This window comes from Idiomarina ramblicola (assembly GCF_003987255.1).
In the GTDB taxonomy this organism is placed as follows: domain Bacteria; phylum Pseudomonadota; class Gammaproteobacteria; order Enterobacterales; family Alteromonadaceae; genus Idiomarina; species Idiomarina ramblicola.
Genome location: NZ_PIQC01000001.1, coordinates 496,577 through 515,532, shown reverse-complemented (window position 1 = coordinate 515,532; position 18,956 = coordinate 496,577). Strand labels below are relative to the sequence as shown.

The following is an 18,956-nucleotide window of genomic DNA, read 5'->3' as shown; positions in this document are numbered from 1 at the left end:
CGTCAGTGGCTTTTTTATTATCTGCAGATTGGTGAGGCACAAATGCAAGAACGGATTGTTATTGTTGGTGGTGGTGCAGGTGGACTGGAATTAGCGACGATGCTGGGAAGAAAGCTGGGTCGCAAAAAGAAAGCAAAAGTAACGTTAATTGACCGTAATAGCACTCATTTGTGGAAGCCGCTATTACACGAGGTTGCCTCGGGTGCTTTAGATTCACGCTTAGCTGAGCTGGATTATCGAGGGCAAAGTGCTCGCGAAGGATTTCAATTCCTGGTGGGTACATTAGAGTCAGTGAACAAAGAAGAAAAGTCGATTCAACTAGCAGCGATAAAAGATGAACAAAACCATGAAGTGCTAGCGCCGCGAAGCATTAAATATGATCGGTTAATTTTGGCAATCGGTAGCGTTACCGCAGACTTTGGCACGCCTGGAGTCGCAGACCACTGTTACTTTCTGGATTCGTTACGTCAGGCCGATGAGTTTCATGAACATCTGTTAAATGAATTTTTGCGGGTAAATCAGTCAATTGAAGACGGTCAGAAAACAAAGTTATCGTTGGCTATTGTTGGCGGTGGCGCTACAGGAGTTGAATTAGCGGCAGAGTTAATTCATTCAGTCTCGTTGCTTTCTATTTATGGTTTGTCTTATTTGGACCAAAAGCATTTCGAAGTCCGTCTGGTTGAAGCTGGTAAGCGACTCTTACCGGCTTTGCCTGAACGTTTGTCAAAGTCGGTCGAGAAAAAGCTCAAGTCGCTTGGCGTTGAGGTTATCCTGAATAATCCTGTCACGGAGGTTAAAGAAAATACTCTGGTACTGTCAGAAGGCGAGAACATTGAATCAAACTTGATGGTATGGGCAGCCGGTGTTCGCGCGCCCGATATTGTGAAAGAGTGGGGCTTAAAAGTCCGTAAAAACAATCAAATTGAAGTGAATGAATATCTTCAGTCGGTATCTGACCAAAGCATTTATGCCATTGGTGACTGCGCTGGTTGTCGCATTGATGATGAACGTTGGGTACCGCCCAGGGCTCAGTCTGCGCATCAGATGGCCGACTGCTTGTATCAGAATATTGTGCGTGAGTACCGGGGCAAACCCGCAAAATTATTTCAGTATAAAGACAGAGGTTCACTTGTCTCGCTCAGCCGCTTTTCCGCTGTGGGTAACTTGATGCAAAGTAAGAGCTTGTCGATGTCGCTTGAGGGGACTTTGGCGCGCTGGGCTTACGCCAGTTTATATCGCATGCACCAAAGAGCCTTACACGGTTGGTGGAAAATGCTGCTGTTATTGATGGTCGATAAACTGAATCACGTAGTAAAGCCACGCTTGAAGTTACACTGACGATATACTTCAGAGCCCGCATAAGGCACAATAAAGACCATAAAATGATAATGAAAAAAGCCAGACTGTATTCGTAAAATGACTGCACCAAATTTTGTTCACCTAAGAATTCATAGTGACTTTTCCATGATAGATGGCCTGGCGAAAGTTGGGCCGATTTGTGAAGCGGTTGCTGATGCTGGCATGCCAGCGTTAGCTATTACCGATCAAATGAACTTTTGTGGTTTGGTTCGCTACTATGGCGCGGCGCACAAGCTTGGGCTAAAGCCCTTAATTGGCTGTGACTTTTGGGTACAGGCTGACTATCCTGAATCGGAGCTTTTCCGGCTGACTGCGCTGGCCATGGATAATGATGGCTACCAACAAATCACTCAGCTTATCTCAAAGGCTTATCTGCGCGGTAATATTAAAGGTAAGCCAGTTATCGATAAAGACTGGTTACAAGAGCATAACCAAGGCATTATTCTGCTTTCCGGTGGTCGTCAGGGCGATGTTGGACAAGCTTTAATCAGAGGCCATGATGGCCCGCTTAATGCTGCACTGGACTTTTATCAGCGATACTTTCCGAATCGATTTTATCTTGAACTGGTTCGCACCGGACGCCCTCAGGAAGAAGATTATCTGCATAAAGCCGTCGCTGTTGCCGGTGAAACAGAACTGCCGGTTGTCGCCACCAACGAAGTCGTTTTTCTCAAAGAAGAAGACTTTGATCCTCACGAAATTCGAGTGGCTATTCACGACGGGTATCAGCTGGAAGATAAGCGCCGCCCCAAAAAATACTCTCCGCAGCAATATTTACGCTCCAGCGAAGAGATGGTCGAATTGTTTTCTGACATTCCTGAAGCAATAGAGAACACGGTTGAGATAGCAAAACGCTGTAATGTCACCGTGCGGCTGGGTGAGTACTTTCTGCCCAAGTTCCCAACCGGTAATCTGACCACTGAAGAATTTTTAATTAAAGCTTCGGAAGAAGGCTTAGAAGAGCGCTTAGAGTTTTTGTTTCCGGATGCCGAAGAGCGGCAACAAAAACGGCCGGAGTATGATGAACGACTCAAACGAGAGCTGGGTGTTATCAACGATATGGGCTTTCCCGGCTACTTTCTTATCGTTATGGAGTTCATTCAGTGGAGTAAAGACAACGGCATACCAGTCGGACCGGGACGGGGATCGGGTGCAGGGTCATTGGTGGCCTATGCGCTTAAAATCACTGATCTTGATCCGCTCGAGTTTGACTTGCTTTTCGAACGATTCCTGAACCCAGAACGGGTTTCTATGCCTGACTTTGATGTCGATTTTTGCATGGATCGCCGCGATGAGGTTATTGATCACGTTGCTGACCTTTATGGTCGTGAAGCGGTTTCGCAGATTATTACTTTCGGCACCATGGCGGCCAAGGCGGCGATACGAGATGTTGGGCGAGTACTGGCTCACCCTTATGGTTTTGTCGACCGAATTTCCAAATTAATACCGGGCGATCCGGGCATGACTCTGGCCAAAGCCTTTGAAATTGAGCCTCAACTTGGTGCCGCGTACGAACAAGATGAAGAAGTTAAGGCCATTATTGATATGGCCAGAATTTTGGAAGGTGTGACCCGTAATGCCGGTAAACATGCCGGTGGTGTGGTTATTTCCCCAACTAAAATTACCGATTTTTCGCCGCTGTATTGTGATGACGAAGGCAACAATCCGGTAACTCAGTTTGATAAAGACGATGTGGAATCGGCAGGCCTGGTTAAGTTCGACTTTTTGGGGTTGAGAACGCTGACCATTATTCAGTGGGCCGTTGATATGGTGAACCGTCGCCATGCCCAAAGTGGTAAAGAGCCTATTGATATTACCTCAATTGATTTAACCGATCCGAAGTGTTTTAGATTACTTAAAAAGGCGGAAACCACGGCAGTTTTCCAGTTGGAATCGCGTGGTATGAAAGAGCTGATTAAAAAGCTCTTACCAGACTCGTTTGAGGATATCATCGCTTTGGTTGCGTTATTCCGTCCGGGCCCATTGCAATCTGGCATGGTGGATAACTTCATCGATCGTAAGCATGGCCGGGAAGAAATTTCTTATCCTGACGTGGAGTATCAGCACGACAGTTTAAAACCCATATTGGAACCGACTTACGGCGTTATTCTGTATCAAGAGCAGGTCATGCAAATTGCTCAGGTTTTAGCTGGTTATACGCTGGGCGGGGCAGATTTATTACGCCGGGCCATGGGCAAGAAAAAGCTCGAAGAAATGGAGAAGCAGCGCGAGATTTTCCGCGAAGGGGCAGCTCAAAACAACATCGATCCCGAACTGGCCACGAAAATCTTCGATTTGGTGGAAAAGTTCGCGGGTTATGGCTTTAATAAGTCACACTCTGCAGCCTATGCGTTGGTGTCTTATCAAACCCTATGGATGAAAACGCATTATCCAGCGGAGTTCATGGCAGCGGTGATGTCTGCTGATATGGACAACACGGACAAAATTGTCACCCTGGCCGACGAATGTGAACGCATGGGACTGGATTTGCTGCCACCAGACGTGAATAAAGGCGAGTACAAGTTTATCGTCGATGAGCAGCAGCGGGTGGTTTACGGTATTGGTGCGATAAAAGGTGTAGGCGAAGGGCCAATTGAATCAATAATAAAAGCGCGGGAAGAAGGTGGTCCATTCCGCGACTTATTTGATTTCTGTTGCCGGGTCGATTTAAAACGAATGAACAAACGTATTCTTCAGCGTTTAATTCGGGCCGGCGCAATGGATAATCTGGGGCCTCACCGTGCAGCGTTAATGGCAACACTGGAAAAAGCGATTCGTCAGGCAGAGCAGCATTTGAACGCAGAAAAAATTGGTCAGTCGGATATGTTTGGGGTTCTGACGACAGAGCCGGAAGCCGTGGAACAAGAGTTTGTCAGTGTTCGTAAGTGGTCGGAAGCAGTTTGGTTAGAAGGGGAACGTGATACCCTTGGTTTATATTTAACGGGCCATCCAATTAATCGTTTTCGAGAAGAACTTAAGCACTATATTAATAGTACCTTGGCGAATGTTACTCCAACCCGTAAAGATGAAAGTATCGCCATTGCTGGGTTAGTTATCGATGTACGGGTTCTGACCAATAAACGGGGTCAGCGTTTTGCTATAGTGACCTTAGATGATAAAACCGCGCGCATGGATGTACGCTTATTTAGTAATGAGTACGAAAGTTATCAGGAATTGCTCGAAAAAGACCGAATTTTGTGGATAAAAGGTGAGGTCAGATTTGATAACTTCAGTAATAGCAATACAATGACTGCCAGAGAAGTGATGGCAATTGAACAGGCTCGGGAGACTTATCTCCGACATTTGGCGATTACAGTAACAGATGAACAGCTCGCCAACGGCCTGGCCGGAAAACTGGAAAAGCTATTACAGCCCTTTGCTGAAGGGACTTGTCCGATAAAAATGCGGTATCAGTCGGAACGTGTTGAGGCCACTTTAAATGTTGGCGCACAATGGTATGTGAATCCGTCTGATGAATTACTATACGAATTACAGAATTTGCTGGGAATTCAGCAAGTTTCACTTGAATTTTAAAGGAAATGACAGCGAATGAGCCTTAATTTTCTGGATTTTGAACAACCTATTGCGGAACTTGAAGCGCAAATCGAAGAGCTGAAATCTGTCGGTGACCGTGGACAACTGGATCTTAACTTAGAAGAAGAAGTTCAGCGGTTGACCACTAAGAGTCAGGAGCTGACAGAAAAAATCTTTTCTGATCTTGGCGCGTGGCAAGTCGCTCAACTGGCACGGCATCCATTGCGACCTTATACGCTTGACTATATTCGCATGATATTCACCGAGTTTGATGAAATGGCCGGAGATCGTTCGTTTGCCAACGACGAAGCGATTATTGGTGGTATTGCCCGTTTAGGCGGTAAACCAGTCATGGTTATCGGTCAACAAAAAGGGCGCGAAACCAAAGAAAAAATCCGTCGTAACTTTGGTATGCCAAAACCTGAAGGTTATCGTAAAGCGTTGCGCCTGATGGAAACGGCTGAACGTTTTAACATGCCCGTCGTTACTTTTATTGATACGCCTGGGGCTTATCCCGGTATTGGTGCAGAAGAACGCGGTCAGAGTGAAGCCATCGCACGTAATTTGAAAGTGATGGCACGTTTAACCGTTCCTATCGTTTGTACTGTTATCGGTGAAGGTGGCTCTGGCGGCGCATTAGCAATAGGTGTTGGTGATAGGGTCAACATGCTGCAATACAGCACTTATTCGGTCATTTCTCCTGAGGGGTGTGCCTCGATACTGTGGAAGAGCGCCAGCAAGGCACCATTAGCCGCAGAAGCAATGGGCGTTACGGCACAGCGCAGCAAGGAACTTGGGCTTATCGATGCGATTATACCGGAACCTTTGGGTGGCGCGCACCGTCACCAGGAAGAAATGGCGTCACGCCTGAAACATCAGTTGTTGTCTGACCTGGAAAGCCTGGAAGGCTTGAGTCACGACGAGTTGCTGGACCAGCGCTACCGTAAACTCATGTCTTTTGGCTACTGCTAATTTCCAATGATGGCTGATGGTCTTTACGACCTGTTTTCTAAAAGCTTAGAGTCTCTCTCCCTAAAGCCGGGGCAGCAATTGGTTGCGGCCCTGGGCGGGGGAGCCGACTCGCAGACTGTTCTTGATTTGCTGATGCGGTATCGTCGGCAAAACCCACAATATCGCTATTTGGCGATTCATCTCGATCATAGTTTCCATCCAAGTTCGGCTAATTGGTCATTGACTATCGAGCAAGCGGCTAAAGCTTATGGTATTGAAACCATTTTTGAACCGCTGCACGTGCCGATTGCAAACCGTCAAAGCAAAGAAGCGGCCGGAAGGGAAAGACGCTATCAGCGATTAGCAGAGCTAACCAAAGATGACGCTGTGCTGTTATTGGGACAACACAGAAACGATCAGATCGAAACGTTTTTCCTGCAATTAAAACGCGGCAGTGGCCCGAAAGGATTATCGTCTATGGCCAGTATTCAGCCATGGACAGGAAACCGTCGATTGTGCCGTCCGTTGCTCAGTGTCAGTAAAGAGCAAATTCTTGAGTATGCACAGCAACAGAGTCTGACCTGGATTGAAGACGACACCAACTACGACACTCGTATTGAAAGAAATTTTCTGCGTCACAAAGTGGTTCCGCTTATAGAAGAACGCTGGCCACAATTCGGTCAGAGCGTTTTAAGGGCAGCAAAACTCTGTGCTGAGCAACAACAGGTTATGGACGAGCTGTTACTGGAGAGATTAGGTAAAGCTCAGACGCATAAGAGTCACTTTCCGCTCAGCCTTTTAGAAAATCAGTCGTCTGCAATGCAGAGAGCTTTACTGAGAACCTGGTTGCAGACAATGAAGCGCTCGCTGCCCAGTTATGAGCAACTAGAACAAATTCGACTGCAGGCAGAGTCGGCCCGTAAAGATAGTCAGTTACAAGTGCAATGTGATGGGTACTGCGTCCGCTATTTTCAGCAAGCGTTGTGGTGCGATATTGTCGCAGGGGAGTTACCTGAAGAGCGCCAGATTATTGATACCGATATAGACTTAGGTGTCTGGGGTAAACTGAGTATTCCGGCGGATTTAATTGCCGGTGATAATCGACTCAAGCTGACTTTTTCACCAACGGCAGAAAAGCTGGCAAAACCGGGACGACAAGGGCGAAAAAAACTTAAAGACTGGTTAAAGCAAGCGGGAGTTCCACCTTGGTTAAGACAAAGACGACCGGTCCTTGAGCTAAACGACGAATACCTATGGGTTGCGAGCCTTGGTTGGTTTAGCTACCAGACTATCGATAATATTGCCTTACCTGAACCTGTCTGGATTAGCTCAGATGCTGATCTTTACCCGCTACTTTAGCGGCGTATAGGCGTCTGTCTGCCTCATCAATAATATCCTGAGGGCTGTGAAAGCTTTCCATTACCAGACTGCCAGCGCTGACACCAATATTAAAAGTGGCAAGGTTAATGTCATTATTGAGAGCATTACGAATGCGCGAAAAAATTTCTTCAGCCTGTTCAGCCTGCGTATTTTCTAATATCAGGACGAACTCATCACCGCCATAGCGGAACACTCGGTCGGTATCGCGTAACTGTTGTTGCAATAAACGCCCAAACTGTTTGAGTACTTCATCGCCTTGTTGATGGCCGTGGCGGTCATTGACTGCTTTGAAGCCATCCATATCCAATAGCATTACACTATGCGATTGATTGTTATCGCGCTTTAAACGGGCACTAAGATGTTCTAATGTTTCATCCAGTAACGCTCTGTTGCCCAAGCCGGTTAAATGATCGCGTACGGCAACTTTTCTTAAACGTGAAAATTGAATGGCGTTTCGCAAAGGGAAAGTCAACAGACGGTGCATCTGCTCCAGTCGAACCTTATTGACGTATGAGGGAGGGCGTTTGAATTGGTAAACCATTTGGCCCAGATATTCTTTGTCTGCGTAGAGCATGACGGAAAATTCACTTTCACGATTCTCATAGTCACCGACGACATTAATAATTTGGTCATCGGAAATGAATTGTAGCGCGCTGACAGGTAAACGCTGGAGCATGTACTCCGCGTATATGGAAAGCACTTGGTGCAGGTCTAGTGAGGTTTGCAAACGTTCGCTTAATGGCGTCGATCGGCTTTGCAGATCAGTTGATGACGTCAATTGACTGATGATCGCCTGAGTTTTTCCCTCAGTTATTTTACTCTCAGCTTTTGCGACTGCTCTGTTTAACATGGCAAACCTTTGCACCTCAATTTAGTAATTAAAAATGACATTGCAAAATTTAAGCCAAAAATAAAAACTGTAGAATTTACAAAACTTTATAAGAGCTAGTTTTTCTGAAACAAAAGAGTGTTACTATTTTGACACGACAGAAATACATCTATTCGGGGGCGTCTAAATGAACGGTACTTTTTCCAGTCTTCTGCTGTTATTAGCAGTTGCCGTGATTTTGGTCTGGTTGTTCCGAAGAATTAAGCTACCAGCCATTTTGGCTTACTTAGTGGCTGGTATTATTGCCGGACCGGATGTCATGGGCTGGATAGCCGACCCTGATGACTATCACCTGGTGGCAGAACTGGGAATAGTACTGCTTTTGTTCTCGCTTGGATTAGAGTTTTCGTTGCCGAAAATGATTGCCATGCGACGTTGGGTTTTCGGATTAGGGGCGGCTCAGGTTCTCGGGTCGCTGTTAATATTTTTGCTCATTGGGTTTATTTGGCTGGACGAATGGGCAGCTTCGCTGGCGATAGCGGGGGCGTTAGCGCTTTCATCTACTGCGGTTGTAATTAAACAGCTGAAAGAAAGCGCGCAAACTTCCACTCGGCGGGGGCAGATGAGTGTCGCTATCCTATTATTTCAGGATATAGCCGTTGTCCCGTTACTTATTATTATTCCATTACTGGCATCTGATGACGGCAACATTGGCTATACTTTACTGCTTGCGCTAGCGAAAGGTGCAGCGGTTATTGCTGTGCTGATGACCATTGGCAAGTGGGTATTACCCTATTTATTTAAGGAAATTGCCAAGCAAAGGACGGACGAGCTGTTTGTTCTTGCCACACTGCTGGTTGCCTTGGTTGCTGGTGGTATGACGCACATATTCGGACTTTCTATGGCGCTGGGGGCCTTTCTTGCCGGAATGATGCTGGGTGAAAGCCAGTACAAACATCAGTTGGAAGCCGATATTCGTCCATTTCGTGACATTCTGATGGGTTTGTTCTTTACCACTATCGGCATGCAGCTTCAGCTTTACGGATTTGTTCAGAATTTGCACTGGATACTGCTTGCATTGGTTATTATGGCGGTGATTAAAATTGCTCTGATAAGTTCGGTAGCCCGACTTATGGGGGAAAGAGACGAAGATGCCTGGGGTAGCGGTATTTCGTTGTTCCAAATGGGGGAATTTGGTTTCGTTATTGTGGCGTTAGCAAGTAGCCACGGCTTACTGAGCAAAGAGATTATCACCAGCATGATAGGCATTGGTGTGCTGAGTATGGCGATAACACCCATCGCCATTCATCGCCTTAAACCTCTGGTTAACTTGGTTGTTCGCCACCCCGATCCCTTAGTTGATATAGAGCAACAACGTACCACGGGCAATGAAGGACTTGAAAATCAGGTGCTCATTTGCGGTTTTGGCCGGGTTGGGCAGACCATGAGCCGGTTTCTGGACGCAGAGGGAATTACACATATTGCCGTCGACAATGACCCTATGCGGGTGCAGGAGGCAGTGGCTGGTGGTGCCCGGGTTTACTTTGGAGACAGCTCACGTCGAGATATTTTGCGGGCTGTAGGGGCCGAAAAAGTCGATTTGATTATTATCAGTTTCGCTGATGACTTACGGGCTTTGGACGTATTAAAAGAGCTGCGGCAGTTAAATCCAGAGGCTTATATTATTGTACGTAGTAAGGATGATATGCGACTGACTCAGTTGCAGGAAGCCGGCGCCTCTCAGGTGGTGCCGGATACACTGGAAGCGAGTTTGATGCTGATTTCTCATGTGCTGAATCGAAGTGGCATTCCGATACGCCGCATTCTGGCGCGGCTGGATAAAGAACGGCGTAACCATTACGGTGAGATGCATGGCTTCTTCCAGGGGTCAGAAACGGATATGGATCCAGAACTTCCCGATAAACTTGAGTTTTTGCGAGCTTTAACGTTGCCGGAAGGTGCCTGGGCTAATGGTAAACGCATTGACGAGCTTGATTGGGAGAAGCATCAGGTTCAGTTGAAAGCTTTGCGGCGTGATGATGAAGAATTCCCGAATCCTGATAGTGATATCGAGCTGCAATCACAGGATGTGGTCTTACTCGTGGGTAAACCGCGTTATGTAGAGGCTGCTGAGCGTTGGTTATTGGAAGGCTGAAACAGTCGGTTACAACTTTTCGGCGTATTCACACAACTGGCAACAGTTAACGTCTAACATTTTACATTATTAGCGGCGATAATAACGCTGTGAGTTAACCAATTATGAGTAGAACAATAAAATGAAATTTCCAAAACGCGCCTTTATTCCACCTTTGATCATTGTTGGTGCTGTCGTTTTAGCGGTACTGGCAAGCATGACTGCTGAGCCGCCAAAGCAACGAGAGCAAACTAAACCAGCCGCAATGGTTGAGGTTCTGGAAGTCAGTCCTCGTGACATGACGTTTATTGTTGATTCCCAGGGAACAGTCAAGCCGAAACATTCCACGATGTTAGTGGCAGAAGTTACCGGCCAGATTGTTGATGTTGCCGACAATTATAATGCCGGTGGCTTTTTCAAAGAAGGTGACATGCTCATTCAGGTGGACCCTTCCGATTACGAAGTGGCCGTGCAGCAGGCACGTGCTGCGTTGTTGCAGGCTCAATCAGAGCTTGAACAAGAAAAAGCAAGAGCTCGTGTTGCTGAAGAAGAATGGGCGGCATTCGAGGAAGGTAAGGCGCCGGAATTAGGCTTACGTAAACCACAGTTAGCCAGTGCTGTCGCGGCCGTTGAGTCGGCAGAAGCTAATCTGGCTAAAGCTGAACGTGACCTGGAGCGGACAACCATCAAAGCACCGTTTGACAGTGTTTTAAGAAGTAAAGAGGCAAACTTGGGGCAATTCGTTTCAACCGGTAGCCAAATTGCCTTGGTATTCGATACTCGTACGGCCGAAGTTCGCTTGCCACTAAGCGACCTCGATATGACTTACATTCTGGATCCTGCGGTAGCGGAAGAAAAGCCTCGAGTGCAGTTAGAGTCTATGGTTTCGGGTCAATCAGCAACCTGGAAAGGCCGCTTAGTTCGCACGGAAGGTGTTTTAGATGAAAGCAGCCGGGTTATTTACGGGGTTGTCGAAGTCAAGGATCCGTATAACCTTAATGCCGAAACGCACCCGGTCGCTTTACGCTATGGGCGCTTTGTACAGGCAAAAATAGAAGGTACAGCGGCACAAGACGTTATGGAAGTTCCGACTTATGCCATCAACCCGGATGGGTCTGTCTGGACTGTTCCTGAGAACAGAGAGCTGGAAAAACGCGATGTTGAAGTTGTGCGTACACAAGGCAACACAAGTTTAATCAGCTCAGGGCTGGAAAGTGGTGAAAGAGTGGTGCTGACGCAACTGAAAAATGCGCTACCCGGTACGAAAGTGCGTCTACAGGGTGACCCATTACCAGAGCAAATGGAAACAGCAGCTAAAGACGATGATAGCGGCCAGAAAGAAGCCGGTGATTCTGAAAACGTAGGCGGGTAAGCATCATGACGACAGAAAAACAAACTGGCCTGATTGCGTGGTTTGCACGCAACTCTGTAGCCGCAAACTTATTGATGATCATTATCCTGGTTGCCGGCGTGTTATCGGTGTTTACCGTACGCAAGCAGATGTTTCCCGAAATTGAACTCAACATCGTCAGTATTCAGGTGCCATTCCCGGGTGCTGCTCCGCAGGAAGTGGAGCAAGGCGTTATCATGCTGATTGAGGACGCTATCGAAGATGTTGATGGTATAGAGGAGATGACCTCCCAGTCCAGAGAGGGGGGCGGTAGCGTCACGTTGGAAGTTGAGCCTGACTATGATGTGCAGGTGGTCATGGATGAAGTGAAAATGCTGGTCGATGCTATTCCCAACTTCCCTCAGCAGATTGAAAAACCCAACATCTACCGGGTGCGGCCACAGCGACAAGTTATCTGGATGTCCGTCTATGGGGACTTGGATGAGCGAGCTCGCAAGGAGTTAGCGAAAGAAGTCAGAGATGAACTGAAAACGGTGGGGGGAATTACCAAAGTTGATGTTGTTGGTGACCGTGATTATGAGATTTCGATTGAAATTTCACAACAGGACCTTGAGCGCTACGGGCTGACATTCTCGCAAATAGTGGAGGCTGTCCGGGGAACCTCAATTGATGTCGCCGGTGGTTCAATTAGAACCCCCAACGGCGATATTTTGCTGCGGGCCAATAATCAGGCTTATGTCGGCGGCGAATATGAAAAAATCGTTTTATTAAGTCGTGCGGACGGCACCAGTCTAACCTTAGGAGACATAGCCAAAGTACAAGACGGCTTTGTGGAAGAGGAATCTTACACGCGTTTTGACGGTAAGCCCTCAACGTTTATCCGGGTGCAATCGGTTGGGGATCAGAACGATCTTAAGATAGCGGAATACGTTCGCGGCTACGTAGAAAGAAAGAATAAAGAACTACCAGATGCGGTTCAGCTCGCTCATTGGGGTGATGCTTCCCATTATCTGCAGGGGCGTCTAGATCTCATGCTTAACAACATGTGGATGGGCGGTCTGTTAGTTTTTCTTATGTTGTCGCTGTTTTTACAGTTGCGTTTAGCATTCTGGGTCATGATAGGCATTCCCGTGTGCTTTTTGGGGACCATTGCGCTAATGCCCTTGCCGATGTTTGATGTCTCTATCAATATGATATCGCTGTTTGGCTTTATACTCGTGTTAGGGATAGTGGTGGACGACGCTATAGTCATAGGGGAAAGTGCCTACACCGAAATAGAGGAGAATGGCAAAAGCATCGATAATGTCATTGCCGGGGCTAAACGCGTCGCAATGCCCGCCACCTTCGGTGTCTTAACCACCATGGTTGCTTTCGTGCCAATGCTGACCGTTGAAGGGAGCATGGGGGCAATCTGGGAATCTATTGCCTGGGTGGTTATTCTCTGTCTGGCTTTTTCTTTGGTGGAATCCAAGCTGATATTGCCAGCGCACATCGCCAACATGAAGTACTCCAAGCAAAAAGGCGAGAAAGCTAACGCTTTTCAACGTTTTCGTAATAAGTTTGCGAGTGCCATTAAGTCTTTTGTAGACACGTACTACCGTCCTTTCCTGAAAAAATGTCTGCATTACCGATACACGACCTTAGCCAGCTTCCTTGGCTTGCTTATTTTAATGAGTGGACTTATGAGCGGCGGAATAGTGCGCTGGGTGCCCTTCCCTGATATTCCTAGTGACTTTGTACAGGCGAATGTGGAAATGCAGCCGGGAACCTCGGAAACTCGCACTATTGAGGTTCTGAACAGTGTTCAGGAATCGTTAGCACAGGTAAATCAAAAGATTAAAGCCAATGAAGGCGAAGAGGTCGTTCGTCATACGAATATTTGGATGAATGGTACTACCTCCGGAACTGTGTTCGTTGAGCTGAAAAAGGGTGAAGAACGTCAAATCGACGGTTTTGAAATTGTGAACCAATGGCGTGAAGCTGTGCCTGAACTGGCCGGCGTACGAGCTTTGAATTTTCAGGGCAGTATGAGCGGCGGTAGTGGCTTTGATATTGAATTTCAAGTAGTAGGCGAAGACCTTGATGAACTGAAAGCGGCAGCGGATGAACTGAAACTGGTACTTGCCGACTACGATGGGGTTTTTGATATTGAAGATACCTTTGGTGACGGCAAAGAAGAAATTCTTTTACAAACGAAGCCACTGGCTACGGCTATGGGTATCAACCTGGCTGAATTAGCAACCCAGGTTCGCTACGCATTTTACGGCGCTGAGGCACAACGTATACAACGGGGTGATGAAGAAATTAAAGTGATGGTTCGTTACCCTCGCGATCAACGTGAATCGGTCGGTAACTTGCAGGATATGAAGTTGCGGGCTCCAGACGGCTCTGAAATCCCATTTACCGAACTGGCTGATATTGAGTTTGCGGAAGGTTACAGCACCATTACTCGTATCGATCGTCAACGTTCTGTGAATGTTCGTGCCCGTGCGGATAAAGACAAAGTGGAGCCTTTCCGCATAGTGAAGGAGGTGCGCGAAGAGAAAATGCAGGCCATTCTGGATAAGCACCCAAGCGTTAGTTTCCAATTACAGGGTGCGACTCAGGACGAAGCTGAAGCAACAGGCTCACTCGCTATCGGTGGATTGCTTGCAATGCTTGCGGTCTATGCGTTAATGGCCATTCCGTTAAAATCCTACAGTCAGCCGTTGATTATTATGTCGGTCATACCTTTTGGGGTTATTGGTGCCGTCATCGGCCACTGGGTGATTGGCATGCCTGTTAGCATGTTGAGCATGTTCGGTATCATCGCGTTGGCCGGGGTTGTGGTAAACGATAGTTTGGTTATGGTCGACTATGTGAACCGTGCACGTGAAGTGGGAACAGACTTACGCAAGGCTGTTCTGGATGCTGGTTGCCGCCGCTTCCGGGCCATTACCTTAACCTCGTTGACCACCTTCTTTGGATTACTGCCTATTGTTCTTGAGAAGAGTCTGCAAGCTCAAATCGTTATTCCGATGGCGATATCGCTGGCATTCGGTATTATCTTTGCCACGGTTATTACGTTGCTGCTCATACCTTGTCTGTATTTAATTTTAGCAGACAGTAAACGGGGGATGCGTACTATGCTGTCCTGGTATGGGCTTGCGAAGCCGCCGGAACCGAAAGACATGAGTACCAAAGAGGCACTGGAAAACTACTAAGTGCCTGAGAAAGTAAAATAAAGCCGGAGCTAAGTCTCCGGCTTTATCGTATGGACGTTCATAAACTGGTAAACTAACGACAATAAACTGTTCACTCATCAATACTGAACCACTCCATAGGAAACGCGGACATGTTGCTGTCATTGCTTGATTTTAGTGCACTGCTCTTCTTCTTTTTCTCCTGGATAGGGTATTCACTGTTTGCGCGTAAGCGAGCCAGAACCACGCATTGTTTATCCAGTATTTTGTGCACCCTAAGAATCGACTGGTTTACAACGGTGATGCATAAAGACAACCAAGTTGCTGACGCTTCGCTTATCGGCAATGTGGAACGAACGGTCACTTTTTTTGCCTCTTCGACCATTTTGGTTTTGGCGGGGGTTATTACCGTTTTGGCACACGCGGATGAAGTGGTTTTGGTTTTGAATGAAATTCCATTAAACCCTGATACCAGCGCTATTTTAGTGCAGTTTAAACTGTCGGTATTAGCGCTCATTTTTATTTATGCGTTTTTTAAGTTCACCTGGTCAATTCGTCAATTCGGGTTCGTGTCAGTGCTTCTCGGCGCTTCGGTAGAATATCATCAGGACAATAAGCCAGAAGAAGAACGTCAACGCTTTGCGATGCATGCCGCGAAAGTGCTTGATCAGTCTGGCCACGAATACAATAAAGGGCTGCGGACTTACTATTTCGCTTTAGCGTATTTATCCTGGTTTTTGCATCCTGCCATGCTGATTATTTCAAGCGCTATTGTTGTCGCGGTACTGTATCGCCGTGAGTATCGCTCAAGAGTACTACGTGAACTGCTGGCTACTAAAGGCTACGTGCCGGGAAAAAAGTAATAGGAGAAGGTTGTGAATAAGGTATTTTCTGATTTTCTTGCCTGGACCCGTGAACATGAATGGGGTTGTAATGAAAGTCATAATTTGACTCTGACCGATGGCACGAAACTGTCTGTCTGGGATAGTGGCGTGCTGGAAGTGGTACCCGCGGAACCTGGGAATAAAGACATTATTCTGTCTTGTGCGGTACATGGCAACGAAACGGCACCTATCGAAATTTGTCGTGACATTATTAACGATATTATTAATGAAAAGCAGACAGTAACGCATCGAACACTGTTTTTAATCGCAAACCCCGCTTCGATTAATAAAGGCGAGCGGTTTGTCGAAGAAAATATGAATCGCTTGTTTAGCGGAACGCACAGTCAGGGCGATACGCGTAATAAAGAACGTGAGCGTGCGGCCAAAATTGAAGGTTATGTCGAGCGTTTTTACCAAGCGGCTCCGGACGGTCAGCGCGAGCGTCTGCATTATGACTTGCACACCGCTATCCGTGACTCAAAACGCGAGAAGTTTGCCGTTTATCCGTTTACACACGGCGCACCTTACAGTCGCCAACAGCTTCAAGTTTTATTGGCGTGTGGGGTTGATACTGTCCTGCTGAACCAGGCGCCGACAACTACCTTTTCTTACTTCAGTGCCAGACAGTTTAACGCGCAGGCATTTACGGTTGAATTAGGAAAGGTGCGTCCATTTGGTGAAAATGACCGTACGCAGTTTGCCGCTGCAGAAAACACATTGCGCAAATTGATATCCGACGCGGATCTGGATTTTGGTCCATTTGAGCCGCAACAACACTATGTGTTCAAAGAAGCGCAAACCATTAACCGCACTCAACAAGACTTTGAACTAAACTTTGCGGACGATGTTGCTAATTTCACCTCTTTTAATAAAGGCGACTTGTTGGCTCGTGATGGTGACAAAGCGCATTACGCACAACATGACGGTGAACATATTATTTTCCCCAATGCTAATGTGGCACTGGGACATCGAGCGCTATTAACCGTGGTAAGGGTACCGACAGAATCGCTTAACCTGGTCTGATACTCACTGGTCTAAGTAGTCAGACATTGTTGTTATTACTGTTCGTTTCTATTTACACTTAGCGCACTCAGTTTTCATTAGTGTGTGGTTTGCATGTCACTTTACGTAAAGGTAAAGTAGCGGCAATTTTCCACCCAGCTTAAAACCGAAAGAGAAGGTTATGGCCAAGGATAAAAAACACAACACAGAAATTGTGACTAAACCGAAATGGTTTGATAAAGACTCTGTCACAATTCCAATGCTGCAAATCTTAAAAGAAGATGGCAGTTTTCATAAAGATGCGGACATGCCGGAATACGATAAAGAGCTGATCGTGAAAATTCACGACACCATGCAATTTATTCGTATTCTTGATGAACGCATGATTGCCGCCCAACGTCAGGGTCGCATCAGCTTTTATCTTGCTTCCCGCGGTGAGGAAGCTGCAAGTGTGGCTTCTGCGGCGGCGCTTGATTTCGGTGACATGATCATGGGTCAATACCGTGAACAGGGCGCCTTAGCGTATCGTGGTTTTACCGTTGAGCAGTTCATGAATCAACTGTTTTCCAACGAAAAAGACTTAGGCAAAGGTCGTCAAATGCCGGTTCATTACGGCTGCGCTGACTTGAACTTTATGACCATTTCCTCGCCGTTGGGAACACAAATTCCACAGGCAACCGGCTATGCGTTTGGCCAGAAAATGGATAAAACTGGAAAGTGCACCATCTGTTATTTTGGTGAAGGTGCAGCGTCAGAAGGTGATTTCCATGCGGCTCTGAACATGGCATCGGTTTACAAAGTGCCGGTTATCTTCTTCTGTCGTAATAATGGTTATGCTATTTCTACTCCGGCACAAGGTGAACAATATAGCGGCGACGGTATCGCACCACGTGGTATTGGCTATGGTATGAAAACCATACGTATTGATGGTAATGATGCGTTTGCTGTGTTGAAAGCGACTCAGGAAGCCCGTCGTTTGGCCGTAGAAGAAAACGAACCGGTTTTAATTGAAGCCATGTCTTATCGTATGTCAGGCCACTCAACCTCGGACGACCCGACAGGTTACCGTACTCGTGAAGAAGAAGCTGACTGGCAGGCTAAGGATCCACTGGATCGCTTACAGAAATGGATGATGAACGAAGGCTGGTTGGATAAAGACCATGTTGAAGAGCATCACGCGGAAGTGAAAGCCAAAGTGCTGGCAGCCTTAAAAGAGTCAGAAAAAGTACCGGTCCCGCACGTTGATGAACTGATTAACGATGTTTACGACAAGCCGACTGACATGCTGAAAGAGCAGTTAGACGAGTTAAAAGAACACATTCGTAAGTATCCGGATGCTTACAGCAAAACGTCGGGGAGACTGGACTAATGGCTAAAATGAATTTATTACAAGCCATCAACAGCGCGCTAGACCTGGCGATGGCCAAACATGACAATGTATACAGCTTTGGTGAAGACACGGGTGGTTTTGGCGGTGTGTTCCGTGCCACTTCAGGTTTAACTGAAAAGTACGGTAAGCATCGTAACTTTAATACACCATTGGTTGAGCAGGGCATTATTGGTTTCGCCAATGGCCTTGCTTCTCAGGGCAGTTATGCCATTGCTGAAATTCAATTCGGTGACTACATCTTTCCGGCGTTTGACCAAATAGTGAATGAAACGGCCAAGTTCCGTTATCGTTCAGGTAATGAGTTTAACGTGGGTGGTTTAACTATTCGTACCCCGTACGGTGGTGGTATCGCGGGTGGTCATTATCACTCGCAGTCTCCGGAAGCTTACTTTGCGCATACGCCGGGTATTAAAATAGTGACCCCGCGTAACCCGTACGAAGCAAAAGGGTTATTGCTGAGTGCTATTTTTGATAAAAACCCGGTGTTGTTTATGGAACCTAAGCGGTTGTACCGCGCGTCAACAGGCGATGTTCCAGAAGAAGAATACACCATTCCATTAGGCAAAGCCGAGGTGGTCAAAGAAGGTAAAGATATTACCGTTCTTGGCTGGGGCGCGCAGATGGAAATGATTGAAAAAGCGGTGGAAAAATCCGAAGAAGACGGCGTTTCGTGCGAAGTCATTGATTTGCGCACTATTTCTCCATGGGATGTTGAAACTGTAACTCAGTCAGTTCTGAAAACTGGCCGCTTGGTCATTACTCAGGAAGCGCCTATTACCGGCGGTTTTGCCAGCGAAATTGCGGCTACAGTTCAGGACAAATGCTTCCTGTACCTGGAATCACCCATTGGCCGAGTGTGCGGTATCGACGTACCGTATCCGCTGTGTCACGAGAAAGAGTACATGGCTGATCACTTGAAGATTTATGAAGCGATTAAACGCTCAATGAACTACTAAGGAC

At 46.9% G+C, this 18,956-nt stretch carries 12 protein-coding genes; 11 read left to right on the top strand and 1 reads right to left on the bottom strand.

The genetic code is table 11. The features are described from left to right. The first annotated feature begins 42 nt into the window (after positions 1-42). From CWI78_RS02505 to tilS, 4 genes are all read left to right on the top strand, one after another. The gene (locus CWI78_RS02505) at positions 43-1,338 is read left to right on the top strand and encodes an NAD(P)/FAD-dependent oxidoreductase (RefSeq protein ID WP_126779947.1); all 1,296 of its coding nucleotides are present in this window, start codon (positions 43-45) and stop codon (positions 1,336-1,338) included. 78 nt (positions 1,339-1,416) lie between these two features. Further along, on the top strand, positions 1,417-4,893 hold the full coding sequence (dnaE, locus tag CWI78_RS02500) for a DNA polymerase III subunit alpha (protein WP_126779945.1): 3,477 nt from the start codon (positions 1,417-1,419) through the stop codon (positions 4,891-4,893). Between the two features lie 15 nt (positions 4,894-4,908). After that, positions 4,909-5,865 carry an acetyl-CoA carboxylase carboxyl transferase subunit alpha gene (accA, locus tag CWI78_RS02495; RefSeq protein ID WP_126779943.1) on the top strand — a complete coding sequence of 319 codons (957 nt, stop codon included), beginning with the start codon at positions 4,909-4,911 and terminating at the stop codon, positions 5,863-5,865. 6 nt (positions 5,866-5,871) lie between these two features. Beyond that, entirely contained in the window at positions 5,872-7,203 is a 1,332-nt protein-coding gene (tilS, locus tag CWI78_RS02490) for a tRNA lysidine(34) synthetase TilS (RefSeq protein ID WP_126779941.1), read from the top strand. Here the strand turns inward: tilS and CWI78_RS02485 are convergent. Beyond that, entirely contained in the window at positions 7,169-8,074 is a 906-nt protein-coding gene (locus CWI78_RS02485) for a GGDEF domain-containing protein (RefSeq protein WP_126779939.1), read from the bottom strand. The genes tilS and CWI78_RS02485 overlap by 35 nt on opposite strands. Before the next feature lie 166 nt (positions 8,075-8,240). Between CWI78_RS02485 and CWI78_RS02480 the strand changes: the two genes are divergently transcribed. The 7 genes from CWI78_RS02480 (at position 8,241) to CWI78_RS02450 (ending at position 18,952) form a co-directional block, all read left to right on the top strand. Continuing rightward, a complete protein-coding gene (locus CWI78_RS02480; RefSeq protein ID WP_126779937.1) occupies positions 8,241-10,208 on the top strand; it encodes a monovalent cation:proton antiporter family protein in 1,968 nt (655 codons plus the stop codon). 121 nt (positions 10,209-10,329) lie between these two features. Beyond that, the gene (locus tag CWI78_RS02475; protein ID WP_126779935.1) at positions 10,330-11,559 is read left to right on the top strand and encodes an efflux RND transporter periplasmic adaptor subunit; all 1,230 of its coding nucleotides are present in this window, start codon (positions 10,330-10,332) and stop codon (positions 11,557-11,559) included. A gap of 5 nt (positions 11,560-11,564) precedes the next feature. After that, positions 11,565-14,741, top strand: a complete 3,177-nt coding sequence (locus CWI78_RS02470) for an efflux RND transporter permease subunit (protein WP_126779933.1) — start codon at positions 11,565-11,567, stop codon at positions 14,739-14,741. A gap of 131 nt (positions 14,742-14,872) precedes the next feature. Then, entirely contained in the window at positions 14,873-15,583 is a 711-nt protein-coding gene (locus CWI78_RS02465; protein WP_126779931.1) for a DUF599 domain-containing protein, read from the top strand. Positions 15,584-15,595: 12 nt separating this feature from the next. Next, on the top strand, positions 15,596-16,627 hold the full coding sequence (astE, locus tag CWI78_RS02460; RefSeq protein ID WP_126779929.1) for a succinylglutamate desuccinylase: 1,032 nt from the start codon (positions 15,596-15,598) through the stop codon (positions 16,625-16,627). A 160-nt stretch (positions 16,628-16,787) separates the two neighbouring features. After that, positions 16,788-17,975, top strand: coding sequence for a thiamine pyrophosphate-dependent dehydrogenase E1 component subunit alpha (locus CWI78_RS02455; protein WP_126779927.1), 1,188 nt, complete (start codon positions 16,788-16,790; stop codon positions 17,973-17,975). Continuing rightward, the gene (locus CWI78_RS02450) at positions 17,975-18,952 is read left to right on the top strand and encodes an alpha-ketoacid dehydrogenase subunit beta (protein ID WP_110013809.1); all 978 of its coding nucleotides are present in this window, start codon (positions 17,975-17,977) and stop codon (positions 18,950-18,952) included. The genes CWI78_RS02455 and CWI78_RS02450 overlap by 1 nt, the downstream gene beginning before the upstream one ends. Positions 18,953-18,956 lie beyond the last annotated feature (4 nt).